Genomic DNA, 26069 nt, shown 5'->3' with positions numbered 1-26069 from the left:
ATCCATCTAGCATGCCGGGGCGGTTTTTTATATGCCTGTAATTTTCAAGATAAATTCAATGAAAAACAGGGAAGAAATAATAATTAACGGCTTTGTCAATTCCTTTTGTTTTCCTAAAGCTATTTTTACAATCGGATATGCAATAAAACCGAAGGCCATTCCATCTCCAATACTATAGGTGAATGGAATCATAACAACGATTAAGAGAGCTGGAATTGAATCGGCAATGTCATTTAATGGCAAGTGCTTAATATTTTGTGCCATTAAAAATCCAACAATTATTAAGATGGGACTAATGGCAGAATTTGGAACCATTGATATCCAAGGAATGATGAAAATGGTAGCCAAAAAGAAAATACCAGCTGTAATTGCTGCTCGACCTGTTTTTCCGCCAGAAGCTATCACCGCAGCATTTTCAGCGCCAGAAACCGTTGGCGAAGTGCCTAAAAAAGCGGATGTAACAGTTGAAAAAGCAGTAATTCGATATGCCTTATTATAGCTTTCATGGCGTTTTAGCATTCCAAGTTGTCCTGTTAAAATTCCCATATTTTCAAAGATAAGAATCAATGCTAATGGAAATACCGCCAACCAGAACGCAAAGTCTCCGATTGCTGTAAACGAAGGAATAAAAAGTAACTCATTGACATGTACCTGAACCGGCTCTACTTCCGGTTGCTGCAGACCGAAAACAGCAGCAAGTATCGTACCGATAATCATTGTAATTAAAAAGTTTGCAGGTACATTTTTTACGAAAAGAAATATGGCGATAAATAAGGTAAGTAGCCCAACGATTACAGGTGTTGATGTAAAGTCACCGATAGCGACAATTGTGCTACCACCACCAATTACGATTCCGCTTTTTTCCAAACCGATTAAAATTAAGAAAAAGCCGAGACCAACTGTAATTGCATGTGTCAAGGATTCTGGAATCGCATTTTTCAAAATAACGCCGATTTTTGTAAATGCTGTTATAAGAAAGATAAGAGCTGCTACAAGTACTACAGCAAGACCTTCTTGAAACGTAAAGTCGTTATTGTTTATAATCGAATAGGCAAAAAGAGCATTGATACCCATCCCAGGAATTAAAATTAACGGCAGCTTTCCAAAAAGCCCCATCATCATCGTGCCGACAAAGCTGGCCATGATGGTGGCAATCATCCCAGTTTCGAGTGAAATACCTGCTTCACTCAAAATGGAGCCATTGACTACAACAATATAAACAGTTGTAAAATACCCGATGATACCGGCGATTATTTCATTTTTTAATGAAATTTGTTGTTTCATTTGATTTCCTCTAACATTTTACTATCCCTCTCCCACCCGATATATAGAATTGTTATCCCGTTTGAGTCGATTGGTAATACATGGTTAGACTTCTACGAATAAACAATTGTTCTATAATCCACAAATGATTATTATAAACTTTTTTGTTATACTTTACAATAGAGCAAGAACTATGCAATGAAGAGGCGGTGAAATTCATGAAATATAATTCAGTGTTCGATATTATTGGTCCTGTCATGGTTGGACCATCCAGTTCGCATACGGCTGGAGCTGCTCGAATTGGAAAAGCTGCCCGTAATCTCTTTGGTAAGCAACCAACATGGGCGAAAATTTATTTGTATGAATCTTTTGCTAAGACATATAAAGGTCATGGTACAGATTTTGCATTAGCAGGCGGGCTTTTAGGATTAGAAACGGATGACCCGGAGATAAGCAAATCTTTAGATACGGCTAAAGAGAAAGGTCTTGAAATTGAGTTTATTGAGGACAGTGCCTCCGCAGACCATCCGAATACTGCCCGACTCGTTATTGGTGATGATTCCGAACAGTTGGAACTTGTCGGCATTTCTATTGGCGGCGGGAAAGTTGAAATTACAGAGCTGAATGGATTTGCACTCCGTTTATCTGGAAACCATCCAGCTATTTTAATCATGCATAGTGACCGATTTGGTGCAATTGCTTCCGTAACAAAAATCTTAGCAAAACACGAAATTAATATTGGTCATATGGAAGTAAACCGAAAAGATGTCGGAAAAGAGGCATTGATGGTAATTGAAGTTGATCAGAATGTGGAAGATACAATATTAAAAGAGTTGGAAAGTGCTGATCATATCATTCAGATATCAAAAATTGTCAGCTAATTTCCAGAAGGGGGTTAAAGCAATGTTTCGAACAGTAGCCGAATTGGTTGAAATAGCTGAGAAGGAAAATATTTTAATTTCTGAAGTGATGATCCGCCAGGAAATGGATGTACAAGAGAAATCACGTGATGACGTTTTTGCTGAAATGGAAAAAAACCTCCAGGTGATGGAGCGCGCAATTGATGATGCGCTAAAAGGTGTGGAATCAGTAACAGGACTGACTGGTGGCGATGCTGTCCGGATCCAAACGTATATGAAGGAAAAAACACCATTGTCAGGTCATTTGCTATTAGACGCAGTAAGTAAAGCAATGGGAACGAATGAAGTAAATGCAGCGATGGGAATCATCTGTGCAACACCAACTGCTGGCAGTGCTGGCTGTGTCCCAGGCACTCTATTCGCTGTGAAAAATCAGCTGAATCCAACCAGGGAACAAATGATTCGTTATTTATTTACGGCAGGTGCCTTTGGCTTTGTAGTAGCAAATAATGCTTTCATATCTGGAGCCGCTGGTGGCTGTCAGGCTGAGGTTGGTTCTGCTGGAGCAATGGCTTCAGCAGCTATAGTTGAGATGGCTGGTGGAACACCTCAGCAATCAGCAGAAGCTTTTGCAATAACGCTGAAAAATATGCTTGGGCTTGTTTGTGATCCGGTAGCAGGTCTTGTAGAGGTACCTTGTGTCAAACGAAATGCTGCAGGCTCGTCCTTGGCAATTGTTTCAGCTGATATGGCATTAGCTGGTGTTACAAGCAAAATACCATGTGATGAAGTAATTGGAGCAATGTACCGAATTGGTAAACAAATGCCATCGAGCTTGCGTGAAACAGGTGAAGGTGGATTGGCAGATACACCAACAGGGAGATTGCTGAAAGAAAAAATATTTGGAATATCGGTTTAGTGTAACCTTATATAGAAAGAGTGATTTACTGTGCTTAATGAGCCTGTAACACACGTTAAAGGTATCGGAGAGAAGGCAGCAGAAGATTTGGCATTATTAAAAATCTACACCATTGCAGATTTACTGCTGTATTTCCCATACCGCTACGATGTGTATGAAATTAAACCACTTAGTGAATTAATACATGACGATAAAGCAACGATTGAGGGGAGGGTGGTACATGATCCTTCCCTCACTTTTTTCGGTAAGCGAAAATCCCGACTCACGTTTACAGTCGAAGTAGAAGGTGTTGCGATCAAAGCTGTGATGTTTAATCGAGCATTTGCAAAGAAACAAATTCAGGCCGGTGACACAATTACATTAACAGGGAAATGGGATGCGCATCGCCTGCAAATTACGGTTAGTAATTATAAAAAAGGTAGTGCCGATGAACAGGCTGATGTACAACCAATGTATTCAGTAAAAGGTGATGTAACCAATTATAAATTAAAAAAGTATATGCAAGCAGCATTAACAGAGTATGGTGATGCAATTACAGAAATATTGCCGGCGAACCTTTTGGTTTCCTATAAGCTGCCAAGTCGTTCAGAAGCAGTTAAGACAATGCATTTTCCTGCTGATCGAATCGCATTAAAGCATGCACGTCGTCGTTTTACATATGAAGAGTTTCTCGTTTTTCAATTGAAAATGCAGCTATTACGTAAACTGAAACGCGAAGCAACTAAAGGAAATGCGCAACACTATGACGCAGAAAAAGTGAAAGCGTTTATTTCTAGTTTCCCTTTTGAATTGACAGGAGCACAACAAAAATCTTTACACCAAATAATGGCAGACTTAAAGTCTCCATATCGAATGAACCGACTGTTGCAAGGGGATGTTGGCTCAGGGAAAACAGCCGTCGCAGCAATTGGTCTCTATGCCGCAATCACAGCAGAAAAACAGGGAGCATTAATGGTCCCGACTGAAATTCTAGCAGAACAGCACTTTCAATCCTTAACAGCATTATTTGGACAGCTAGCAAAAATTGCATTGTTAACAGGTTCGGTAAAAGGGAAAAAACGAAAAGAAATGCTGCAAGCCGTCCAAAATGGAGAAGTAGATATAGTGATAGGAACACACGCATTGATCCAAGATGATGTCTTCTTTCATGATTTAGGCTTTGTTATTGTCGATGAGCAACATCGGTTTGGTGTCGAGCAAAGGAGAACATTAAGGGACAAGGGATTAAATCCGGATGTGTTATTTATGACAGCAACTCCAATTCCGCGAACTTTAGCAATTACGGCATTTGGGGATATGGATGTTTCAATCATTGATGAGATGCCTGCTGGAAGAAAAGAAGTCGAAACCCTTTGGGCAAAGGAAAACACGTTTGAAAGAATCCTGGATTTTATTGCAAAACGTATCGCGGAAGGTGAGCAGGCATATGTCATTAGTCCGCTCATTGAGGAGTCTGACAAGCTTGATATTCAGAATGCAGTAGATTTATTTCACCAGCTCGAAGCATATTATCCAGAAGAAATAAATGTTGGATTAATGCATGGCAGATTATCAGCACAAGAAAAGGATAGTGTGATGAAGGAGTTTGCTGCCAATAATATTCAGGTGCTTGTTTCAACAACCGTAGTAGAAGTTGGCGTGAATGTGCCAAATGCGACCGTAATGGTCATTTACGATGCAGAACGATTTGGTTTGTCACAGCTACATCAGTTGCGAGGCCGAGTAGGACGAGGCAGTAAACAGAGCTATTGCATTTTAATTGCTGAACCAAAAGGTGAAGTTGGAAAAGAACGGATGCGAATTATGACAGAAACAACAAATGGCTTCGAACTATCTGAACAGGACCTTCAATTAAGAGGACCAGGTGATTTCTTTGGCAGAAAACAAAGCGGTGTTCCTGAATTTAAAGTGGCGGATATGATACATGATTATCGTGCCTTAGAAACTGCAAGGAACGATGCACAGGAAATCGTGGAAACAAATCAATTAGAAGAAAATGAAGAATATCGTGCGCTAAAGCATTATTTAGAGCGCGAGTTTTCGTTTGCGGATAAAATTGATTAAAAGTATGCTTGCATAAATAAAGTAGCTATTATATATTACTATTAGTACCAAGTCATAAACGAGTAGTTCTAAAAGTCCGGTTATCCTCATTTAGAACTCTTCAATAAAGTGAAAATATGATGAATGGTGGATGGTGCGGTCAATGAGAAAAACAAAAGTGGAACGTCAGCGACTGTTAAAAGAAAAAATAGAACAGACGCCTTTTATTACGGATGAACACTTAGCAAAAACGTTTCAAGTTAGTATTCAAACGATACGACTCGATCGAATGGAATTAGCTATTCCTGAATTAAGAGAACGAATTAAATATGTTGCGACGAATCAGTGGAATGAAACGGTTAAAGCTTTGTCATTAGACGAGGTTATTGGTGAAATTATTGATTTAGAGTTGGACAAGCGTGCGATCTCTATTCTCGATATTACATCTGATCTTGTTTTCTCAAGAAATAAAATTGCTAGGGGGCATCATTTATTCGCGCAGGCAAATTCATTAGCTGTTGCAGTAATTAACGATGAGCTTGCACTTACTGCAAAGTCCGAAGTTAAATTCAGACGTCAAGTAATCGAAGGAGAACGTGTGATAGCTAAGGCGGCAGTGGAAGGTAAAGATGAAAAAAGCCGGACCATTGTTGCGGTCCATAGTTATGTTGATAATGAAAAAGTATTTTCCGGTGTATTTTATATGTACCAATCAAATGAAAATAAAGGGGAAAAAAATAAATGAGATTAGCAATTGACGCCATGGGCGGAGACAATGCGCCCAAAGAAGTTGTATTAGGTGCAATGGATGCTATTTCAGAAATTAAAAATCTGAATATCACCCTTTATGGTGACGAAAAACAAATAAAACCATTTTTAACAAATGATAAAAATATTGAAATTGTACATACGGACGAAGTCATTACTAGCGATGATGAGCCAGTTCGTGCAGTGCGTCGCAAAAAGAATTCCTCACTTGTATTAATGGCGAAGGCCGTAAAAGATGGCTATGCAGATGCATGTATTTCTGCTGGTAATACGGGAGCATTAATGAGTGCGGGATTATTTGTTGTCGGGAGAATACCTGGGATTGATCGGCCTGCATTAAGCCCTACATTGCCGACCGTTGATGGAAAGGGATTTCTAATGCTAGATGTTGGGGCAAATGTGGATGCAAAGCCTGATCACTTAGTACAATATGCAATTATGGGATCCATCTATTCTGAAAAGGTACGACAAATTCAAAATCCAACTGTTGGTTTACTAAATGTTGGTACAGAAGATGGAAAAGGTAACGATCTAACGAAAAAAACGTTTGAATTGCTCGAAAAGGCACCTATAAAATTTATTGGAAATGTCGAAGCGCGTGATATATTAAATCATGCTGCTGATGTAGTTGTTACAGATGGGTTTAGTGGTAATGTCGCATTAAAAACGATTGAGGGAACTGCTCAAACTATTTTTACGTTATTAAAAGAAACCTTTATGGCTTCAGCAAAAACGAAAATTGCCGCAGCACTAGCGAAAAATGATTTACGTGGGCTCAAAGATAAACTGGATTATTCAGAGTATGGTGGTGCTGGTCTATTTGGACTCGCAGCTCCTGTTATTAAGGCTCATGGTTCATCGAATAGTAGAGCAATTTTAAGTGCCATTAAACAAGCTAGCTATATGGTGGAAAATGATGTAACAAATACAATTAAAACAACAGTTGAATCAATTGAATCAGAAAAGGAGTGATTGAATGAAGCGCGTAGCTTTAATGTTTCCTGGTCAGGGCTCACAGGCTGTTGGAATGGGAAAGGAATTCTATGATGAATTTCCACAAGTTAGAGAACTGTTTCAGAAAGCAAATGATGTATTAGGTAAGGATATAAAGGAAATTATATTTGAAGGTCCTGCAGAAGTGCTGACAGAGACAGAAAACACACAACCAGCATTACTATTAACCAGCATTGCGATCCATCAATTACTCGAGCAGGAAAAGGTCGAAGCAGTGATGACAGTCGGCCATAGTCTTGGGGAATACAGTGCACTAGTTGCTGCAGGAGCATTAACTGTTGAAGATGCATTGCCGCTTGTTGGTGTTCGTGGCAAGTTAATGGAAGAAGCCTTCCCAAAAGGACAAGGTACAATGGCAGCAGTTCTTGGGCTGTCGGAAGCAGAGATTACAGAAGTCCTGACTGGTATAACAGATGAAATAGCGGATATTGCTAACTTAAATTGTCCTGGGCAAGTTGTTATTTCTGGTTCGCAAAAAGGAATTGAGCTTGCTTCTGATCTATTAAAAGAAAAAGGAGCAAAACGTGTCCTGTCGTTAAATGTGAGCGGGCCATTCCATTCTCGATTAATGAAATCTGCGAACGAAGAATTTGCAGGATATTTGGATAAAACACCAATTAAAGATGCTATAATTCCGGTTTTTGCCAATGTTTCAGCAGAGGCTGTAACAGATGAAGCAGCGATTAAGGATTTACTTCTTAAACAATTGTATTCACCAGTTCGATTTGAAGAATCCATTAACCATATGATTGACCAAGGTGTTGACGCATTTGTTGAAGTAGGTAACGGAAAAGTTCTTTCTGGCTTGCTGCGGAAAATTGATAAAAAGGTGAAGACATTTGCGGTTCAGGATTTGAAATCAATGAACGAGTTTATTTCGTGGTATAGGGAGGATGCATAATGTTAAAAGGGAAAAATGCGTTAGTAACAGGTGCATCTCGTGGAATTGGAAGAGCAATTGCATTAGAGCTTGCGCGTCAAGGTGCAAATGTTGCGATTAATTACGCTGGTAGTGAGCAGAAAGCACAAGCAGTTGTAGAAGAAGTTGAACGGCTAGGCGTAAAGGCCTTTAAAATACAAGCTGATGTTGCGGATGAAACTAGTGTAAAAGCTATGGTTAAAGAAGTTGTGACACAATTTGGCAGCTTGGACATCTTAGTCAATAACGCTGGTGTTACAAGGGATAATTTGTTAATGCGCATGAAAGAAGAAGAATTTGATCAAGTTATAAATACAAATTTAAAAGGTGTGTTTATTTGTACGAAAGCTGTTACAAGACAAATGATGAAGCAGCGGGCAGGTAGAATTATTAATGTAGCTTCTATAGTAGGAGTTAGTGGAAATCCTGGACAAGCAAACTATGTTGCTGCAAAAGCAGGAGTTATTGGACTTACAAAAACATCTGCCAAAGAGCTAGCAACACGGAATATTTTAGTAAATGCAGTTGCACCAGGGTTTATTGCAACAGATATGACAGACGAACTAAATGAAGAACAAAAAGCAGCAATCTTAGGAGTGATTCCTTTAGAAAAACTGGGATCACCAGAAGACGTTGCAAAAGTCGTGCGATTCCTAGCCTCCGATGACGCCAACTACATCACCGGCCAAACCATCCACATTGATGGCGGAATGGTAATGTAATTTAGTTGCAAAGGCTGTATATAAAGAAACTAGGAACCAATGTGCAATGATGGATTTTGCGTATACCTGCTACGAAACATACAACGCTTTGCGGGTGTATACCTTTTATGAATAAAAGGGTTAAATGTGTAGGTGGTTGTTTTAATTCGGTTCCTGCTAGAATTTCTTATCCATATATTTTATACTACTTGAAGGGAGGTGAAGTAAAATGGCAGACGTATTTGATCGTGTTAAAGCTATTATCGTTGACCGTCTTGATGTTGAAGAGTCTAAAATTACAATGGAAGCCTCTTTTAAAGAAGATTTAGAAGCTGATTCACTAGATGTAGTAGAACTTGTAATGGAACTAGAAGATGAATTTGACATGGAAATTGCTGACGAAGATGCTGAAAAAATAAATACAGTAGGTGATGCTGTAAACTACATAAACAGCAAAGCTTAAGCAAATTACTCAAGCAATTACGCTTGTTCGTAATATGAACAGAAAGTCTCGCTTCATGCGGGACTTTCTGTATCTATATTAAAAAATGGAGGTGAAAATAATGAACGTAGAACAATTAGAAAAAGAGCTTAATCTTACATTCAATAACCATAACCTGATAAAACAGGCTTTTACACATTCATCGTATGTGAATGAGCATCGAAATGTCGTTTTTTCGGATAATGAACGACTTGAATTTCTTGGCGATGCAGTTCTAGAATTAGGTGTTTCACAATACTTATATCGAAAAAATAAAGAGATGCCAGAAGGTGAAATGACGAAACTACGTGCTGCAATTGTTTGTGAACCATCTTTAGTAAATTTTGCTCAAGAATTAAACTTTGGTAAGTATTTATTACTCGGTAAAGGTGAAGAACAAACGGGTGGGAGAGATAGACCTGCTATTTTGGCTGATGTATTTGAAGCTTTCCTTGGCTCACTTTATTTAGATCAAGGATTTGATGAAGCGATCAATTTTTTAGAAGTTCATGTATTTCCTAAAATCAAAAAAGGTGCTTTTTCGCATGCGATGGATTATAAAAGTCAACTGCAAGAGTTAGTACAGCAAAACAAAAACCAAACCATTGAATACAAAATTATAGATGAGAAGGGACCTTCCCATAATAAGGAATTTGTTGCCCAGGTTGTTATAAAAGGGAAAAATGCTGGGGAAGGAATTGGGAGAACCAAAAAAGAAGCAGAACAACGTGCAGCAAAATATGCGCTTGATTCATTTATTCCACATTAATTAAAAAAGGCTGTTATCCATCAGGTGGACACAGCCTTTTGCATTATTTATTTCCGAATTAATGAAAGTTCCTCTATAAATGCCTGTGTTTCAGATGCACTTAGTCTTCCTTTTTGATTAACCATATCATACATAAATTTTAAATCATCGTATTTTTCAAGATCGTAATCCTCTGGATCCATGATTGTCCGATTAACAACCTGCAATTTATCTGCTAAATCCTCCAGCAATATTTTCATATTTTCTACAGATGCGACTTCTAAACTCATTTTATCCTCCTTTTTTGCAAAACACTTGCGATTCGTTGAAGCCTGAAACAGTTCTGCACTTCTTTTGTTAATAAGTTTATGATAAAATAAATAAGTTAAAAAGCCAAACTATTTTTTTGTTAAGCAAATTCAAATGGAATATAACAACAATGAGAAGCAGGAAGCAGAGGATCTCATTTAAAATAATACTTAAAGTGCGTGTTTAAAAGGAAGATGATAAGGACCGAGGTAGGCTAAAGCCGAAACGTTCTGGGGCTGCGATTACTTGTCCCACCGAAAAGCTTGGTGCAAAGCCGACACTAGCACGCCCTTGGCGTCGAAGTTCAAGACGGCAAAGCTCCCTGTACCAGGCTTCCACAGGATATGGTGGCTTCGACGTTCGACACAGGATGGGTCGGCTTTTAGTCGAAGGTCCTTGTTCTCGATGTATGATTTTCACCGGACTTTTAGAACAACTTTTTAAAAATAAAAAAAGAAATATAGCAAGGAACTAAGGGGAATAGGGTTCTTTTGGAATTAGGAGAATGTATATGTATTTAAAACGATTGGAAAGTGTGGGCTTCAAATCATTTGCAGAACGGATCAATGTGGAATTTGTGCCAGGAGTAACAGCTGTGGTTGGTCCGAATGGAAGCGGGAAAAGTAACATTACCGACGCAATTCGTTGGGTGCTCGGTGAACAATCAGCTAAATCATTACGTGGCTCCAAAATGGAAGATATCATATTCCAGGGCAGTGAATCAAGAAAAGCATTAAATGTCGCTGAAGTTACACTCGTACTCGATAATCAAGATAAACGAGTGCCACTTGATTATGAAGAAATTAGTGTTACACGTCGAGTTTATCGTTCTGGTGATAGTGAGTTCTATATTAATAAGCAGTCATGCCGATTAAAGGATATTATTGATCTTTTCATGGATTCTGGTCTTGGAAGAGAAGCTTTCTCCATTATAAGCCAAGGAAAAGTCGAAGAAATCCTTAGCTCAAAAGCTGAGGAAAGACGAACGATTTTTGAAGAAGCTGCAGGAGTACTGAAATACAAACAGCGCAAGAAAAAAGCGGAATATAAATTAGCGGAAACCCAGGAAAATCTTAATCGGGTTGAAGATATTATCCACGAGATTGAACAGCAGATTAATCCGTTGAAGCAACAGGCTGAAACAGCTGAGAAGTATATAGAGCTAAAAGAAATGCTGAAAGAAAAGGAAATTTCCTATCTATTATCTGAAATTGAACAGCTGCACCAGCAATGGAAAACACAATTAAAGGAGCTTGAGGAAGAAAAGTTATCCGAAAGTGCCCTTAAGTCTACGATCCAAAAAAAGGAAGATGAAATCGAGAACCAGAATAAAGCAATTCAGCATCTGGATGAAAAAATAGAGGAAATGCAAGAAAATCTATTAATTGCTACTGAGCAGCTTGAAAAGTACGAAGGCAAAAAACAACTGCTGGATGAAAGATCGAAGCATTTTGGTGAAAATAAGCATAAATTAGAAATACAGAAAAAAGAAAGCAATACGAGAATTGCTGCGTTAGAGGATGAGCTAGCAAAAGAAAAGAAGCTACTTGTACAATTGCAGCATGATCGAAAAAAATATAAAGAACAAGCAAACGAGCTAGAAGCTAAATTAAACACAAGTAAAGAAAGTATTTCAGAGCAAATTGAAGATTTAAAATCGGATTATATTGAATTACTTAACAAGCAAGCAGCGAAAAGGAATGAAAAGCAATCTGTCGCCCAGCAATTACACCAGATAAATGGAAAAAAGGAAAAACAGTCAAATAAATTTCAAAGTCTAATTGAGCAAAGAGAGCAATTGACGGAAGAGAAGAATCGATTAGAAGCAAGCTATAGAGCGAGAGAATCTGGCTTTTCAGCAATCGAATCCGATGTCAAGCAATTAAAATTGAACTTAGAAACCGAGCGAAGCCTTTTTCAAGAATCGCAAACAAAACTATACCAAGGCTATCAATATATAGAAAAATTAAAATCAAAAAAAGAAATGCTGGAAGAAATGAAAGAAGACTTTCAGGGGTTTTTCCATGGGGTTAAAGCAATTTTGAAGGCTCGTGAAGAAAAGAAGCTGGAGAATATTTACGGTGCCGTAATCGAATTGATTGATGTTCCGAAAAAATTTATTACAGCAATTGAAACTGCTCTTGGTGGACAAGCACAGCATATTGTTGTAACAGATGATATGGCAGCAAGAAGGGCAATCGCTTGGTTGAAGAAAACAAATAATGGAAGAGCAACCTTTTTACCGCTTGGTTCTATCCAGGAACGTTTTATTACGCAAGATATGTTAGCGAAAATGGAAGGTCATCCAGGCTTCCACGGAATAGCATCAAAACTCGTACATACAAACGCTACTTACCAGAAGGCAGTTAATCATTTAATGGGACATGTTATTATTGCTGAAAAATTAAAGGATGCAAATGAAATTGCTGCACTCGTTAACCGTCGATTTCGCGTTGTTACACTTGATGGGGATGTCGTAAATCCTGGAGGTTCCATGTCTGGTGGAGCTCAAAAGAAAACGAATCAGTCGCTATTTACAAGAGAAAAGGATTTGCAAGAAGTAACCGAAAAAATCGAAGGATTCCAGCAGAAAATATTTCAATTTGAATCAATTGTCGGGCGTAAGAAGCAATTGATTAAGCAGCTGGAAAATGATCTAAGAACGAAAGAGAGCACGATTTCTTCGGAGCAAAATGCACTACAAGAATTACACTCGGAGTGGAAACAAGTAGAGATGAGACTTTCTTCTATTAACGATAGCCTGTCAATCTATGATCAGGACAAGCAGCAGTTTGTTCAAGATAGTAAAGAACTTACTAAACGAGAAGAAAGTTTAACAGAAGAATTAACTGCACTTAAAGTACAGTTGGATTCCATTCAACAGAAAATCGACTCGCTTACGAATGAAGAAGCTGCATTTAAAGAGAATAAAAAAATGCTGCAGGATAATCTGCATCAATTACAAATCCAACTTGCTGAACAAGAAGAAAGAGTGAAGTATCAGCGCGAAAAAACAAATTCAACTGGTGAGCAATTAGATAAACTAAAAGAGCAGCATCATAACTATGCGAAGGAATTGAGCAATTTATTAGAAATTGAACAATCGAAAGAAACAGAAGAAGAGGTGGCGGCACGGATTGCGGCTGCTAAGCAAGAGAAGGAAATGTTAACGAATGAAATTCATCAGAAACGTACTGAAAGAGCACAACAAACACAGTATGTTCTAGATGAGGAAAAAGAACGGAAAGAAAAAAGTAACAGGCTTCAAATACTGCAACAATCCATTCAGCAAAAAGAAGTTCGTGCAGGTCGCCTTGATGTTGAACTCGAAAACCGATTGAATCATCTACAGACGGAATATACCATCACATACGAGAAGGCAAAACAGCAGTATCAGAAGGCAGAAAATATGATAGAAGCAAAAACAACCGTTAGTGAGTTGAAATTACAAATAGATCGTCTTGGAACCGTTAATCTTGGTGCTATTGAAGAATACGAACGGATATCGGAGCGCTACACTTTCCTGTCTGAACAGCAAAATGACCTTGTCGAAGCAAAAGAAACACTTTATACCGTTATTGATGAAATGGATGAAGAAATGAAAAAGCGGTTTGATGAAACATTTAACAAGATAAAAGATGAATTTCATGATGTATTCAAACAGTTATTTGGTGGCGGCTATGCTGAACTGAAATTAACCAATCCGAAAAATTTATTGGATACAGGTGTTGATATCATCGCACAGCCTCCAGGGAAAAAACTGCAGCATTTAGGCTTGCTATCTGGTGGAGAACGTGCACTTACGGCAATTGCTCTACTATTTGCTATTTTAAGGGTAAGGCCAGTTCCATTTTGTATTCTTGACGAGGTTGAAGCAGCGCTTGATGAAGCAAATGTTGCCCGTTTTGCGAAATATGTTAAATTATACAGTGATAACACACAATTTATTGTGATTACACACCGAAAAGGTACAATGGAAGAAGCGGATGTGTTATATGGTGTTACGATGCAAGAATCAGGTGTGTCACGGCTTGTCTCGGTTCGATTAGAGGAGACGAAAGAATTAATAAATTCTTAGGAGGGAAACAAATATGAGCTTTATCAATAAGTTAAAGAATAAATTTAAACAGAATGAAAAAGAGGAAGAGGTTTCTAAAAAATACCAAGAAGGTATGACAAAGACACGTAATTCTTTCTCATCAAAAATTAATGATTTAATTGCTCGATATCGTAAAGTCGATGAAGATTTTTTTGAAGAGCTAGAAGAAGTTCTTATAACTGCAGATGTTGGTGTTACAACTGTAATGGATCTCGTTGAAGAGCTGAAGATGGAAGTGAAACGCCAGAACATTAAAGATACAAACGGGATAAAAGATATTATATCTGAAAAACTTGTGGAGATTTATTATGGTGAAGATCAAGCAGAAATCGAAAAATTGAACATCCAGGAACAAGGTCTTTCTGTTATCCTTGTGGTTGGCGTTAACGGTGTTGGAAAGACGACGTCAATCGGAAAACTAGCACACCAGCTAAAGCAAGAAGGAAAACATGTAATCTTGGCAGCAGGGGATACATTTCGCGCAGGCGCGATTGAACAGCTGGAAGTATGGGGGGAAAGAGCTGAAGTTGATGTTATTAAACATAATGCAGGCAGTGACCCAGCAGCAGTAATTTTTGATGCAATTAAAGCAGCGAAATCACGCCAGGCAGACGTGTTAATTTGTGATACTGCAGGCAGACTTCAAAATAAAGTGAATTTAATGAATGAGCTTTCGAAGGTGAAACGTGTCATCGAAAGAGAAATACCAAATGCACCGCATGAAGTTCTCCTCGTGTTAGATGCGACAACTGGTCAAAATGCCCTAAGCCAAGCCAAAACATTTTCAGAGGTAACAAATGTATCTGGTATCGTATTAACGAAGCTTGATGGCACAGCAAAAGGTGGGATCGTACTTGCGATACGAAATGAACTTCATATCCCTGTGAAGTTTGTTGGGCTAGGGGAACAAGTGGGAGACTTGCAGCAATTTGATGCCAATGCATTTGTATATGGTTTATTCGCAGATCTTGGAACCGAAGCAAATGCAGAGTAGAATTTGAAATTCCTTGACAATAAACAAAAGCATTCGCTATGATAATGTAAAGGAATTTCACTTAACAAGGGGTGTGAATTATGATTGAAAAAACAACCCGCATTAATTATTTATTCGATTTTTACCAAGCGCTTTTGACGCCGAAGCAACGTAATTACATGGAAATGTATTACTTAGAGGATTATTCTCTCGGAGAAATCTCCGAATTGTTTCATGTGTCCCGCCAAGCAGTATATGATAATATCAAACGTACAGAGGCTATGCTTGAATCATATGAAAAAAAATTGCATTTATATGAGAAATTTGAACAGCGAGCAGCACTTATTGAAAAATTGGAGCAATCAGTTGCAGATCAGTCTGTTTTGAAAATGCTTCATCAACTAAAAGAATTAGATTAGGAGGACACCTTCTATGGCATTTGAAGGATTAGCCGACCGCCTGCAAAGTACAATCAAGAAGATAACTGGTAAGGGGAAGGTTTCTGAGCAAGACGTAAAAGAAATGACACGTGAAGTCCGCCTTGCATTACTGGAAGCGGATGTAAACTTTAAAGTGGTCAAAGATTTGATCGCCCGTATTAAGGAGCGTGCAATTGGCCAGGAGGTAATGGAGAGTTTAACACCTGGTCAACAGGTTATTAAAGTAGTAAAAGAGGAACTAACAACATTAATGGGTGGTGAGCAAAGTAAAATTGCTGTGGCTGACCGCCCGCCAACCGTCATTATGATGGTAGGTTTACAAGGTGCTGGTAAAACAACAACAACCGGTAAACTAGCTAATTTATTACGCAAGAAACATAATCGTTCGCCACTATTAGTCGCGTGTGATGTGTATCGTCCTGCAGCAATTAAGCAATTAGAAACACTTGGTACACAACTTGATATGCCTGTGTTCTCAATGGGGACAGAAGCAAATCCAGTAGATATTGCAACAGGAGCGATTGAAAGAGCGAAGGAAGAGCACCGGGATTATGTTATTATCGATACAGCTGGGCGCTTGCATGTAGACACAGATTTGATGGATGAATTACAACAAATTAAATCAGCTGTCACCCCAGATGAAATATTTTTAGTTGTTGATTCCATGACAGGTCAAGATGCGGTGAACGTTGCAGAAAGCTTTAATGAACAGCTTGATATTACAGGAGTTGTGCTAACAAAATTGGATGGGGATACCCGTGGCGGTGCTGCATTATCTATTAAAGCCGTTACGGACAAGCCTATTAAGTTTGCTGGGATGGGTGAAAAACTAGACCAGTTAGAGGCATTCCATCCCGATCGAATGGCCTCTCGTATCCTAGGCATGGGTGATGTGCTTTCGTTAATTGAAAAAGCACAAACAAACGTTGATGAAAAGCAAGCGAAAGAACTGGAAGAAAAAATGCGTACGATGTCCTTTACATTTGACGATTTTCTTGAACAGATGGGACAGGTAAAGAAAATGGGACCGCTAGATGATTTGATGTCCATGATTCCTGGCGCAAGTAAAATGAAGGGTCTTAAAAACGCACAGCTGGATGAAAAGCAGCTAACGCAAGTAGAGGCAATCATTCAGTCGATGACAAAAAAAGAAAGAGTAGACCCAAGCATTATTAATGGGAGTCGCAGAAAGCGGATTGCCAAAGGCTCTGGAACATCCGTATCCCAAGTGAACCGCTTGATAAAACAATTCAGTGAAATGAAAAAGATGATGAAGCAAATGACAAACATGCAAAAAGGAAAAAAAGGAAAAGGCATGAAATTTCCTTTCATGTAAATTCGGAAGCAGGAGTGCCTGAGAGGCGTATAGACTGCGCCTCGCACTTTAGGGGGATTCCGACGTTAGGCGTAGCTGATTTTAGTCAGCCATCCTTTTACTTGAAGTCGATGCCCGATTTCACCGCGAGGGTATAAATACGACTAAGCTACATGTCTTGGTAGTCGGCAAATCTTCTACAGATTATCATGAGATGAAGGAAGCCTGGCCTCTGGGAATCGGAGCTGGAAGTAATAAAAAAATACTTTTTAACGTTGTAATGTAAAAACACTTTACAGACCCATTTTTTTCTGTTAGAATCTTAAATTGTTAATAACATTTTATTGGAGGTGCAAATAATGGCTGTTAAAATTCGTTTAAAGCGTATGGGATCAAAAAGAAACCCATTTTATCGTATCGTTGTAGCTGATTCACGTTCTCCTCGTGACGGACGTCAAATCGAACAAATCGGAACATATAATCCGGTAGTCAACCCGGTTGAAGTTAAGATTGATGAAGCAAAAGCACTTGATTGGATGACAAAAGGTGCAAAACCAAGTGATACAGTTCGTAATCTTTTCTCAAAAGAAGGCATCATGAAAAAATTCCACGACCAAAAAAATCAAGTAGAGAAGTAGTGTGATATCATGAAGGCCCTAATAGAATCGATTGTTACCCCATTGGTTGATCACCCGGAAGATATCGTTGTTAAGGAGACAGAAGAAGATACAAAAATTGTATATCATCTTACTGTTCATCAGGAAGATGTCGGAAAGGTAATTGGAAAAAATGGACGTATTGCAAAGGCAATTCGTACAGTTGTCTATGCAGCAAAAACGGATGGTAATAAACGTATTTATTTGGACATTATGTAAAGGGAAAGCGGACCTCCAAAGGGTTCTTCTTTCCCTTTTACACATCTTGAAATGATTGTTTGGCAGATAGTTCTTGACTCTATAAATGCAACTAATGAATCTGTTAAAGACTCGGTGAATACTAACTTTTCACCCCCATTAACGGCAGTAATCCCCACCACCTTTAAGCATGAGAAAAATAAAATGCAAAGTTGTGGGAGGGGCACAAAACTGATCGAAGTTTCATTTTTATAACGGGAGCGAGGAAATCCAGTGAATATCATTAAAAAAGTAGTGATTAAGCAAGTTGTCACAGAGAAAAGTAAAGAAAAGATTTATCGCAATTTCCATGATCATAAATTGCGGCTTGAACAAGAGTGTCAACAGCTCCTTTTTGAAAAAAGAAAATTGCAGAATAAAGCTGGTAGTGCAAAGCAAGAAATTGAACAACGTTTCCAGCAAGAAATAAATAATCGTAAAGAAAAGATTAAACTGCTCGATTTTAAAATAAGTCAATTGGAAACGCTGGAGCTTGGAAGTGAGATTATTGAAAAAGAAGTTGAAGCTCTTGTTGAAGTAAATGTTGGTTCTAACTGGAACGAGATTATGGAAGAACAAATAATCGTCATTAAAGATGATATTGTTGTCCGAATTAATGAATGAATAATGAGTAGGTGAGAAGATGAACGAACGTATGTTTAATGTAGGAAAAATAGTCAATACTCATGGTATCCGAGGTGAAGTAAAAGTATTGCGTATTAGTGATTTTGAAGAACGCTTTGCTCCGGGTGAAAAGCTTTTTGTTGTAAAGGACGAGCAGTCCATCGAACTTGAAATTACTGCCCATCGGATGCATAAGGGTTTTGATCTTTTGCAATTCGAAGGCTACACGAATATTAATGATGTGGAAACATTCAAAGGCTGTAAATTAAAAATTAGTGAAGCGCAATTAACCGAACTACAGCAAGATGAGTATTATTATCACGAAATCATTGGTTGTGAGGTTTTTACTACTGCTGGAGAAAATATAGGAAAAATTAAAGAGATATTATCTCCTGGTGCAAATGATGTATGGGTGGTAAAGCAGCAAGCTGGTAAGGATATTCTCATCCCATATATTGATGACGTTGTAACAGAAGTAGATGTAGCAAACAAGAAAATTGTGGTTGAACTAATGGAAGGACTGCTTGACTAATGCATATCGATATTTTGACCCTTTTTCCAGAAATGTTTACCGGCGTTTTCCAATCATCAATATTAAAGAAAGCCGCTGAAAAAGAAAAGTTTAGCTATAACCTTGTTAATTTCCGAGATTATACCGTGAATAAGCATCTAAAGGTAGATGACTATCCGTATGGCGGGGGAGCAGGAATGGTATTAACCCCGCAGCCTGTATTCGATGCCGTAGCCGCTGTGAGAAAAGAGAGGCAGACAAAACCTCGTGTGATTCTCATGTGCCCGCAGGGTGAATCGTTCACGCAAAGAAAAGCAGAAGAGCTGGCTGAAGAGGAACATCTTATTTTTATTTGTGGTCATTATGAAGGATATGATGAGCGAATTCGAGAAAATCTTGTTACCGATGAAATCTCAATTGGTGATTATGTCCTTACTGGTGGAGAGCTTGGATCAATGGTCGTTGTAGATAGTGTCGTTCGTTTACTGCCTGATGTACTTGGGAATCAAGAATCAGCTCCAGAGGATTCTTTTTCTACGGGGTTATTGGAGCATCCTCACTTCACGAGGCCAGCTGATTTCCGTGGTATGAAAGTTCCAGACGTATTGCTATCAGGAGACCACGGGAGAATAAGAGACTGGCGAAAAGAAGAAGCATTAAAACGAACCTATAAGCGCCGTCGTGATTTACTTGAGCATTATGTTTTAAATGAGACGGAGCAGAAGGTAATAGATAAGCTTAGAGCAAACGAAGAGAAATAAGCATTGCTAAAAAACCTTGCAATTGTCTAAAAAGGGTGTTGAACTATCATTTTCAATATGGTATATTTATTATTGTGCTTAAGTGCGCTTAGGTACATATAAACGATGTTCCGCTTATTACAAAATGAATAATGAGCATTGGTTTGGAAGGAGTGAAGGATAATGCAACAACTTATTGCAGATATCACAAAAGATCAACTTCGTACGGATCATCCTGATTTTCGTCCTGGTGATACGGTAAAAGTTCACGCAAAAGTAGTTGAGGGGACTCGCGAACGTATTCAGGTGTTCGAAGGTGTTGTAATCAAACGTCAAAATGGTGGAATTAGTGAATCATTTACAGTAAGAAAAATTTCTTATGGTGTAGGTGTTGAACGTACTTTCCCATTACATTCACCTAGAGTTGATAAGATCGAAGTTACTCGTCGCGGTATTGTACGTCGTGCGAAACTATACTATCTTCGTAATCTACGTGGAAAAGCAGCTCGTATTAAAGAACGTCGCTAATCGACATGAGCTGACCCGAAAAACGTTATTGGAAAGGAGCTTGGCAAATGTGCGCAAGCTCCTTTTTGCTATTTAGCTTGTATGAATACGTCATGCTAGCTTAAAATAGAGTAAATACATATAGAATCGGTCGGAGGGGAATATATGGCGAAAAAAAAGAAAAACGAATGGTTAGATTGGATAAAAGCGCTATTACTAGCGTTTGGTTTGGCGTTTATCGTCCGCGCCTTTCTATTTGCTCCGATTGTAGTTGACGGACCTTCCATGCTGCCGACACTGCATGACCGAGATCAAATGATCGTTAATAAATTTTCTTACCTAATCCAAGACCCAGAACGATTTGATATTGTTGTTTTTCACGCTTCAGCTCAAAAGGATTTTATTAAACGAATAATTGGCCTGCCAGGTGAACATGTGGCGGTAGAGGATAATGTGCTCTATATCGATGGAGAGCCAGTAGAAGAGCCTTTTCTAGATGAACAAAAGGATCAAATGAAGCCTTATCAAATGCTGACAAACGATTTTACATTAGAAGAGCTTCCTGGAGGATTTGAGGTAGTTCCAGATGGACATGTATTTGTTTTAGGTGACAATCGAGGTAATTCAACAGATAGCAGAATGCTGGGTGTCATACCGATGGATGAAATTATTGGGAAGACCAGTTTAATTTATTGGCCATTCGATCGAATGCAATTAATTGGAAAGGAGGAATAAAATTATGACCATACAATGGTTTCCAGGGCATATGGCAAAAGCGAGAAGAGAAGTAGAAGAGAAGCTGAAACTTGTAGACTTCGTAATGGAATTAGTTGATGCGAGGGCCCCGCTTTCCTCACAGAATCCAATGCTCCAGCAAGTGTTACAACAAAAATCAAAAATGGTTGTTTTGATGAAGAAGGATTTAGCTGACGCCAGACAAACGGAAAAGTGGATAGCACACTTGAGAGAAAAGAAAATTCCTGCAATCGCGGTTGATGTAAATAATAAGGCAGATATTAAAAATGTTATTCAGATGGCGAAAGAACTTGGCCAAGCAAAAATGGATAAGCTTTTGAAAAAGGGAATTAAACCAAGAGCTGCAAGAGCGATGATTGTTGGAATACCAAATGTTGGTAAATCAACACTTATTAATCGGCTAGCGAATAAAAAGATTGCTAAAACTGGAGATCGGCCAGGAATTACAAAGCAACAGTTATGGATTAAAGTAAAAAAGGACTTTGAATTACTTGATACACCTGGTATCCTTTGGCCCAAATTCGAGGAAGAAGCAGTTGGCTACCGATTAGCTGCAATTGGAACAATTAAAGATCAGTTGCTTTCGTTACAAGATATTACTGCATTTGTTATTAACTATATGCAAGTACATTACCCAGTTCAGCTTGAAGATAGGTATGAAATTGACAGAAATATGAATGATATGTTAGAGATATTTAATGCAATCGGAAAGCAACGCGGAGCACTGCTAAGTGGTGGAGATATCAACTTTGATAAAGTTGCTGAAATTGTGTTACGGGATCTTCGTACAGGGAGATTAGGGAATATCACATTAGAAGCACCGCAAGAAGCATAAGGCATACATCTCAGGAGATGTGTGTCCTATTTTTTGTACAAAAGCGTGAGCAAATGCATTTAGCCGAAATAATAGGTAAATGTAAGGTACTAACCCTAAATCAAATAAGAAGATAAGCCGATATAAAAGAGAGTATGGTGATAAGGTGAAAAAGCAATCGATTACTGTTATAAGACAACAAATTAAAAATAACGAAGTAACAGACGAAATGATTCAGGAATTGAAGGCAGACGAACGAAAGGGCGTTCAGCAATTACTGAAAAGCTATGAAAAGCAAAAAGCGAAAGAGAAACAGTTAGCAGATCAGTTTGTCGAGATGTCCCATTATGAGCAAGTTGCTTATTCAAAGGGGTGTCAATACATTGCTGGGGTTGATGAGGCAGGGCGCGGACCTTTAGCAGGACCAGTTGTTGCAGCAGCAGTCATATTACCAGTGGATTTTACATTATACGGCCTAAATGATTCAAAACAGTTAAATCAAGCGACAAGAGATTATTTTTTTACAAAGATTAGAGAACAAGCTGTCAGTTACGGAGTTGCAATCATTGATAATCGAACAATTGATGAAATGAATATTTTTGAAGCGACAAAGCTAGCGATGCGCCAGGCGATAAATCAGTTGAAACCGAGTCCAGATCATGTCCTGATAGATGCTGTTGAGCTAAGGGACTTACCTTATTCTACAGAGTCGCTCATAAAAGGAGATGCCAAAAGCATTTCAATAGCAGCTGCGAGCATACTTGCCAAAGTAACTCGAGATAATTTAATGAGAGAAATGCACGAAGAATACCCTGATTATAATTTTATGTCTAATATGGGTTACGGCACAAAGCATCATCTAGAAAAACTTCGTGAGATTGGTGCTTCACCATATCATCGTAGATCTTATGCACCCGTCAGAAATAGCATTAGTTAAAGAGTTGGAAGGGATGTTCACCAATGAGTATTTATAAGCTTACTGGAGAAAAATTAGCTAAGGTTACACAGACTGAACAGCGATTGAGACCCGGACAAATTGTTCAAGGGAAAATTTTGAAAATATTTCCAGAAAATAAAGCGCAAATACAGCTTGGTGGACAAAACATGATTGCCAAGCTAGAGGCGGCTCTTTCAATTGGTAATACATATCATTTTCAAGTGCAAACCTCAGATGAAATGATTTATTTGAAAGTGCTTAGTGAATACATAAAAAAACAAACAAAAACTAGTTTAGCACCATTAATGAATCAGCTAAACGTGAAACCAAATAAGGCTAACAGTTCTTTTATACAAGCTCTAATTCATGGAAATATACCATTTGATCAATCGCAATTAAAAGAAGCGTTGCATATCTTCGAACAATCGAAGGATAGGTCAGCGGCTAAGCAAATCTTGTTAGAAATGATTGGAAGAAGGTTTCCAATTACCTGGGATGTTTTTCAGGCATTATCGATAAAAAATTCAAGTCAATTCTCGAGTCAAATGAATGAGCTATTAGAAGAAATGAAGTCAACAAACAATAAAACAGAACTTTGGACAAAGCTGGAACAACTGATATCAAGGCCTATTAGTGAAACTGCTTCTTTAACGAAACAGTTTAATCTACTAAATGAACAAAATAAGCAGCAAATATTTCACGTTGTAAAAGGACTAGGGATGCTGAATCAAGATGTTGATTTCAAGGGATGGGTCTCGGAGTGGCAACAAGTTGGACAAGTATTAAAAGAGAACCAACATAATATAAGACTGCCATTTTCTCTTCACTCCAATGATATTGTGGAAGTTTTTGAACAGCTACATTCCAACCAATCTGGATTATTGAATCACTCACAACAATTCTTACAAGCGTGGAAAAATGCGTTGAATCAACCTGTATTAGCACAGCGTGAATTCATTCAGTTAAAAGAACAACTGAATCAAAACATTCTTCCGCTTCTTCCGATTGAACAAACGAAATTTATACGAGAACTGTCAAACAATCCAGTTCAATTAAATAGTATGATGAATTTAATAGTGTCGCTGGGTAGTCCTATTACCTATAAAGAGATAGATACGCTGCTGAAAACCGCTCAGTTTGATAAACTCTTCCTGTCAAAGGGTCCGAACGAGCAATTTATGCTGCAATTACAGCAAGTGCTCACATATACAGGACTTAATTATGAACATCAGCTTGCACAAAAAAATCTTGAGCAACAAAGTTTAAAATCACTGTTGCTTCAGTATGTACAGCAAAGTGACGGTACTGCGCACGAAAAGGCCGGACAGTTGCTGCATTTTATTAACGGCATGCAACTTAATTCCATAAACGAATCGGATAATGTGATTCAAGCATCCCTGCAAATTCCAGCTGAGAAGCTTGGACTAGTCAATGACTTAGAGCTTGAATTTGAGAGTAGGAAAACAGAAGACGGGAAGGTTAACCCAGATTACTGTCGTATTCTATTTTATTTGGACTTACATGGATTAAAGCAGACGATTATTGATATGCATATCCAGAAACGCTCCGTTACTGTTACGATTTATAATGATATACAAGAATTAAAGCGTCAGACAGTGAAATTAATACCTGTACTAAGACAGGGATTGGAGGCTTTAGATTATAAGCTGACATCCGTGGACTTTAAAGCGCTGCAAGAATTAAAAAGTCCTGCTAAGGAGACAACAGAAAAAGTATATTCATCCTATCAAGGAGTTGATTATCGAATATGACAGAGGGACGAAAGAAGGCCGCAGCGCTCCGGTATGATCAAGGAAAAGATTTTGCTCCTAAAGTTACTGCAACTGGGAAAGGACTAGTTGCGGAAGAAATTTTAAAAAAAGCAAAAGAAAATAATGTACCGATATTAGAGGATTCTTCACTCGTTGAATTATTGGCAGAGCTAAATATTAATGAAACAATACCAGAGGAATTATTTCAGGCGGTTGCTGAAGTATTTGCATTTGTTTATCGTGCCGATAAGCAATTGAAATAGGAAGATCCAAAGAATCTTCAACTGGAGAACTTCGATTAATTGCACTTGTATGAAACGTTGAAATCAACAAATACGAGAAGCTTGAAGGGTTAGAAAACTTCTATCTTGCCTGTATTTATTTTGGCGAGGTAGAAGTCACCTTTAGCAGAAAATAAAAATAATTACCTACAAACATCCAAGAGGGTGTTTTTTATTTTGCATAAAATAAGAAGGAGGGTTGTTTTTATGCCATTTAAAGGATATCGAGAAACTTCACCATACGGATATCGAACACATCCTATCACGGGGGTAAGAGGTACCTTTCATGCAGGGATTGATCTTGTTAAATACCACAGAGCACCAATTAATGCTTTTACTGCAGGCATCGTTATATTTGCCGGAATGGGGAAAGCTGGGTCAGGCTTTGGCGGATATGGAAATGTAGTGTTTATTCAAGATAAAAATGGAAGAGGGCAGTTATACGCCCACCTGGATAGTGTAAATGTCAGAAGAGGGCAACGCATCAATAAAGGTCACATTCTCGGCAGACAAGGTAATACTGGGAATTCTACAGGTTCACACTTGCACTATGAAGTAAGAAAAACGGCACCAAGTACACCACCATATGGCTATACAGCAGATAGGGCAAACGACAGTTTAAATCCTGCCACTTATCTAAAATCGTTTGGTGCATCCGATATTAAAAATAGTTCTAGTCGAATTCGAACAATCCAGTCTACTTTAAATAGAAGATATAATACGGCTTTAAAGGTAGATGGTGTGTATGGACCACAGACTAAAAGAGCGTTGGTAAAAGGCTATCAAACCGAGTTAAATGAGCAATATAATGCAGGATTACCCGTTGATGGCATATGGGGTCCAAGAACGGAAGCGGCTACGGTTACCATCAGAAGAAATGCCAAAGGAAATATAACATGGATATTACAGGCAACTCTGTATGCACTAGGATATAACCCGAATGGACTTGATGGGTTGTTTGGGCCAGGTACAGAAAAAGCAGTGCGAGACTTTCAGCGTGATAGGAAAATAAAAGTCGACGGAGAATCAGGTAAAAATACCTTCGCTAAAATGTTTGGATAAAAGATAAAAAGTGCTCAGTTAGCGACATGCAAAGGTGAGGAAAGTCTCGCTAGTCGCTAACCAGGCGCTAGAACTGGATGTGTCTTTAGCAGTGGTATTTATATATTATAATATTCTAGTGTAGTAAGAAAGCCGTCCTAAAAACGTCCTTCACGTAATTATCAATACTTTCTATAATTTAGTCATTCACACCTTTTCATCATGGACCAATCTATCTATGAAAGCTAAAGCAGACTCGAATTATTTGTTCCCTAAATCGTTTTTGTTAATGAACAAAAATGAAGCATTAAGGTTTAGCAATTCGTAACACGATTTAAACA

Annotated in this window: 27 protein-coding genes; 25 read left to right on the top strand and 2 right to left on the bottom strand. The window is 38.4% G+C overall.

Features of this window, described 5'->3' with window-relative positions:
• Positions 1-27: 27 nt before the first annotated feature.
• Positions 28-1284, bottom strand: a complete 1257-nt coding sequence (locus MHH64_RS15395) for an NCS2 family permease (protein WP_340001992.1) — start codon at positions 1282-1284, stop codon at positions 28-30.
• Positions 1285-1481: 197 nt separating this feature from the next.
• Between MHH64_RS15395 and sdaAB the strand changes: the two genes are divergently transcribed.
• From sdaAB to rnc, 9 genes are all read left to right on the top strand, one after another.
• The gene (sdaAB, locus tag MHH64_RS15390; RefSeq protein ID WP_095308570.1) at positions 1482-2144 is read left to right on the top strand and encodes an L-serine ammonia-lyase, iron-sulfur-dependent subunit beta; all 663 of its coding nucleotides are present in this window, start codon (positions 1482-1484) and stop codon (positions 2142-2144) included.
• Between the two features lie 22 nt (positions 2145-2166).
• Entirely contained in the window at positions 2167-3042 is an 876-nt protein-coding gene (gene sdaAA, locus MHH64_RS15385) for an L-serine ammonia-lyase, iron-sulfur-dependent, subunit alpha (RefSeq protein WP_095308571.1), read from the top strand.
• A 30-nt stretch (positions 3043-3072) separates the two neighbouring features.
• Positions 3073-5106: an ATP-dependent DNA helicase RecG gene (gene recG, locus MHH64_RS15380; protein ID WP_340001991.1), complete on the top strand. Its 2034-nt coding sequence runs from the start codon at positions 3073-3075 to the stop codon at positions 5104-5106.
• A gap of 142 nt (positions 5107-5248) precedes the next feature.
• A complete protein-coding gene (gene fapR, locus MHH64_RS15375) occupies positions 5249-5830 on the top strand; it encodes a transcription factor FapR (protein WP_095308573.1) in 582 nt (193 codons plus the stop codon).
• A complete protein-coding gene (gene plsX, locus MHH64_RS15370; RefSeq protein WP_340001990.1) occupies positions 5827-6825 on the top strand; it encodes a phosphate acyltransferase PlsX in 999 nt (332 codons plus the stop codon). The genes fapR and plsX overlap by 4 nt, the downstream gene beginning before the upstream one ends.
• Positions 6826-6829: 4 nt before the next feature.
• The gene (gene fabD / locus MHH64_RS15365) at positions 6830-7768 is read left to right on the top strand and encodes an ACP S-malonyltransferase (RefSeq protein ID WP_303448214.1); all 939 of its coding nucleotides are present in this window, start codon (positions 6830-6832) and stop codon (positions 7766-7768) included.
• Positions 7768-8508 carry a 3-oxoacyl-[acyl-carrier-protein] reductase gene (gene fabG / locus MHH64_RS15360; protein ID WP_095308577.1) on the top strand — a complete coding sequence of 247 codons (741 nt, stop codon included), beginning with the start codon at positions 7768-7770 and terminating at the stop codon, positions 8506-8508. Before fabD ends, fabG begins: the two co-directional genes overlap by 1 nt.
• A gap of 208 nt (positions 8509-8716) precedes the next feature.
• On the top strand, positions 8717-8950 hold the full coding sequence (gene acpP, locus MHH64_RS15355; protein ID WP_095308578.1) for an acyl carrier protein: 234 nt from the start codon (positions 8717-8719) through the stop codon (positions 8948-8950).
• 100 nt (positions 8951-9050) lie between these two features.
• Positions 9051-9737, top strand: coding sequence for a ribonuclease III (rnc, locus tag MHH64_RS15350; protein WP_095308579.1), 687 nt, complete (start codon positions 9051-9053; stop codon positions 9735-9737).
• 47 nt (positions 9738-9784) lie between these two features.
• On the opposite strand, the gene MHH64_RS15345 is transcribed toward rnc, so the two are convergent.
• Positions 9785-10006: a DUF1128 domain-containing protein gene (locus MHH64_RS15345; protein WP_095308580.1), complete on the bottom strand. Its 222-nt coding sequence runs from the start codon at positions 10004-10006 to the stop codon at positions 9785-9787.
• Between the two features lie 530 nt (positions 10007-10536).
• On the opposite strand from MHH64_RS15345, the gene smc reads away from it, so the two are divergent.
• From smc to MHH64_RS15265, 16 genes are all read left to right on the top strand, one after another.
• Positions 10537-14103, top strand: a complete 3567-nt coding sequence (gene smc / locus MHH64_RS15340) for a chromosome segregation protein SMC (protein WP_340001989.1) — start codon at positions 10537-10539, stop codon at positions 14101-14103.
• Positions 14104-14116: 13 nt separating this feature from the next.
• Entirely contained in the window at positions 14117-15118 is a 1002-nt protein-coding gene (gene ftsY, locus MHH64_RS15335; RefSeq protein WP_251658718.1) for a signal recognition particle-docking protein FtsY, read from the top strand.
• Between the two features lie 80 nt (positions 15119-15198).
• Complete coding sequence (locus tag MHH64_RS15330) at positions 15199-15516, top strand: putative DNA-binding protein (RefSeq protein ID WP_095308583.1); 318 nt, start codon at positions 15199-15201, stop codon at positions 15514-15516.
• Between the two features lie 13 nt (positions 15517-15529).
• Positions 15530-16873: a signal recognition particle protein gene (ffh, locus tag MHH64_RS15325; protein ID WP_303448210.1), complete on the top strand. Its 1344-nt coding sequence runs from the start codon at positions 15530-15532 to the stop codon at positions 16871-16873.
• A 338-nt stretch (positions 16874-17211) separates the two neighbouring features.
• Positions 17212-17490, top strand: coding sequence for a 30S ribosomal protein S16 (gene rpsP / locus MHH64_RS15320; protein WP_095308586.1), 279 nt, complete (start codon positions 17212-17214; stop codon positions 17488-17490).
• Positions 17491-17499: 9 nt separating this feature from the next.
• A complete protein-coding gene (locus tag MHH64_RS15315) occupies positions 17500-17727 on the top strand; it encodes a KH domain-containing protein (protein WP_095308587.1) in 228 nt (75 codons plus the stop codon).
• A 252-nt stretch (positions 17728-17979) separates the two neighbouring features.
• Positions 17980-18369 (top strand): YlqD family protein, encoded by a 390-nt coding sequence (locus MHH64_RS15310; protein WP_095308588.1) that lies wholly within the window; start codon positions 17980-17982, stop codon positions 18367-18369.
• A 19-nt stretch (positions 18370-18388) separates the two neighbouring features.
• The gene (gene rimM, locus MHH64_RS15305) at positions 18389-18901 is read left to right on the top strand and encodes a ribosome maturation factor RimM (RefSeq protein WP_095308589.1); all 513 of its coding nucleotides are present in this window, start codon (positions 18389-18391) and stop codon (positions 18899-18901) included.
• Positions 18901-19641, top strand: coding sequence for a tRNA (guanosine(37)-N1)-methyltransferase TrmD (gene trmD, locus MHH64_RS15300; RefSeq protein WP_340001988.1), 741 nt, complete (start codon positions 18901-18903; stop codon positions 19639-19641). Before rimM ends, trmD begins: the two co-directional genes overlap by 1 nt.
• Positions 19642-19803: 162 nt before the next feature.
• Complete coding sequence (gene rplS, locus MHH64_RS15295) at positions 19804-20148, top strand: 50S ribosomal protein L19 (RefSeq protein WP_095308591.1); 345 nt, start codon at positions 19804-19806, stop codon at positions 20146-20148.
• Positions 20149-20292: 144 nt separating this feature from the next.
• A complete protein-coding gene (gene lepB / locus MHH64_RS15290; protein WP_095308592.1) occupies positions 20293-20862 on the top strand; it encodes a signal peptidase I in 570 nt (189 codons plus the stop codon).
• Between the two features lie 4 nt (positions 20863-20866).
• Positions 20867-21718, top strand: coding sequence for a ribosome biogenesis GTPase YlqF (gene ylqF, locus MHH64_RS15285; protein WP_251658728.1), 852 nt, complete (start codon positions 20867-20869; stop codon positions 21716-21718).
• Between the two features lie 145 nt (positions 21719-21863).
• Positions 21864-22634: a ribonuclease HII gene (locus MHH64_RS15280; RefSeq protein ID WP_303448209.1), complete on the top strand. Its 771-nt coding sequence runs from the start codon at positions 21864-21866 to the stop codon at positions 22632-22634.
• A 23-nt stretch (positions 22635-22657) separates the two neighbouring features.
• The gene (locus MHH64_RS15275; RefSeq protein ID WP_340001987.1) at positions 22658-24406 is read left to right on the top strand and encodes a hypothetical protein; all 1749 of its coding nucleotides are present in this window, start codon (positions 22658-22660) and stop codon (positions 24404-24406) included.
• Entirely contained in the window at positions 24403-24669 is a 267-nt protein-coding gene (locus MHH64_RS15270; RefSeq protein ID WP_095308597.1) for an EscU/YscU/HrcU family type III secretion system export apparatus switch protein, read from the top strand. Before MHH64_RS15275 ends, MHH64_RS15270 begins: the two co-directional genes overlap by 4 nt.
• Before the next feature lie 225 nt (positions 24670-24894).
• On the top strand, positions 24895-25749 hold the full coding sequence (locus MHH64_RS15265) for a peptidoglycan-binding protein (protein WP_303448208.1): 855 nt from the start codon (positions 24895-24897) through the stop codon (positions 25747-25749).
• Positions 25750-26069 lie beyond the last annotated feature (320 nt).

It is taken from the genome of Oceanobacillus sp. FSL K6-0127, assembly GCF_037983385.1.
Classification (GTDB): Bacteria; Bacillota; Bacilli; order Bacillales; family Amphibacillaceae; genus Oceanobacillus; species Oceanobacillus profundus.
The sequence above is the reverse complement of the archived record's forward strand: the minus strand, read 5'-3'. Positions and strand labels throughout refer to the sequence as shown.

Coding starts and splice junctions, on each gene's coding strand:
- MHH64_RS15395 (WP_340001992.1), bottom strand. CDS start 1,284: ATGAAACAACAAATTTCATTAAAAAATGAAATAATCGCCGGTATCATC.
- sdaAB (WP_095308570.1), top strand. CDS start 1,482: ATGAAATATAATTCAGTGTTCGATATTATTGGTCCTGTCATGGTTGGA.
- sdaAA (WP_095308571.1), top strand. CDS start 2,167: ATGTTTCGAACAGTAGCCGAATTGGTTGAAATAGCTGAGAAGGAAAAT.
- fapR (WP_095308573.1), top strand. CDS start 5,249: ATGAGAAAAACAAAAGTGGAACGTCAGCGACTGTTAAAAGAAAAAATA.
- plsX (WP_340001990.1), top strand. CDS start 5,827: ATGAGATTAGCAATTGACGCCATGGGCGGAGACAATGCGCCCAAAGAA.
- fabD (WP_303448214.1), top strand. CDS start 6,830: ATGAAGCGCGTAGCTTTAATGTTTCCTGGTCAGGGCTCACAGGCTGTT.
- fabG (WP_095308577.1), top strand. CDS start 7,768: ATGTTAAAAGGGAAAAATGCGTTAGTAACAGGTGCATCTCGTGGAATT.
- acpP (WP_095308578.1), top strand. CDS start 8,717: ATGGCAGACGTATTTGATCGTGTTAAAGCTATTATCGTTGACCGTCTT.
- rnc (WP_095308579.1), top strand. CDS start 9,051: ATGAACGTAGAACAATTAGAAAAAGAGCTTAATCTTACATTCAATAAC.
- MHH64_RS15345 (WP_095308580.1), bottom strand. CDS start 10,006: ATGAGTTTAGAAGTCGCATCTGTAGAAAATATGAAAATATTGCTGGAG.
- smc (WP_340001989.1), top strand. CDS start 10,537: ATGTATTTAAAACGATTGGAAAGTGTGGGCTTCAAATCATTTGCAGAA.
- ftsY (WP_251658718.1), top strand. CDS start 14,117: ATGAGCTTTATCAATAAGTTAAAGAATAAATTTAAACAGAATGAAAAA.
- MHH64_RS15330 (WP_095308583.1), top strand. CDS start 15,199: ATGATTGAAAAAACAACCCGCATTAATTATTTATTCGATTTTTACCAA.
- ffh (WP_303448210.1), top strand. CDS start 15,530: ATGGCATTTGAAGGATTAGCCGACCGCCTGCAAAGTACAATCAAGAAG.
- rpsP (WP_095308586.1), top strand. CDS start 17,212: ATGGCTGTTAAAATTCGTTTAAAGCGTATGGGATCAAAAAGAAACCCA.
- MHH64_RS15315 (WP_095308587.1), top strand. CDS start 17,500: ATGAAGGCCCTAATAGAATCGATTGTTACCCCATTGGTTGATCACCCG.
- rimM (WP_095308589.1), top strand. CDS start 18,389: ATGAACGAACGTATGTTTAATGTAGGAAAAATAGTCAATACTCATGGT.
- trmD (WP_340001988.1), top strand. CDS start 18,901: ATGCATATCGATATTTTGACCCTTTTTCCAGAAATGTTTACCGGCGTT.
- rplS (WP_095308591.1), top strand. CDS start 19,804: ATGCAACAACTTATTGCAGATATCACAAAAGATCAACTTCGTACGGAT.
- lepB (WP_095308592.1), top strand. CDS start 20,293: ATGGCGAAAAAAAAGAAAAACGAATGGTTAGATTGGATAAAAGCGCTA.
- ylqF (WP_251658728.1), top strand. CDS start 20,867: ATGACCATACAATGGTTTCCAGGGCATATGGCAAAAGCGAGAAGAGAA.
- MHH64_RS15275 (WP_340001987.1), top strand. CDS start 22,658: ATGAGTATTTATAAGCTTACTGGAGAAAAATTAGCTAAGGTTACACAG.
- MHH64_RS15270 (WP_095308597.1), top strand. CDS start 24,403: ATGACAGAGGGACGAAAGAAGGCCGCAGCGCTCCGGTATGATCAAGGA.
- MHH64_RS15265 (WP_303448208.1), top strand. CDS start 24,895: ATGCCATTTAAAGGATATCGAGAAACTTCACCATACGGATATCGAACA.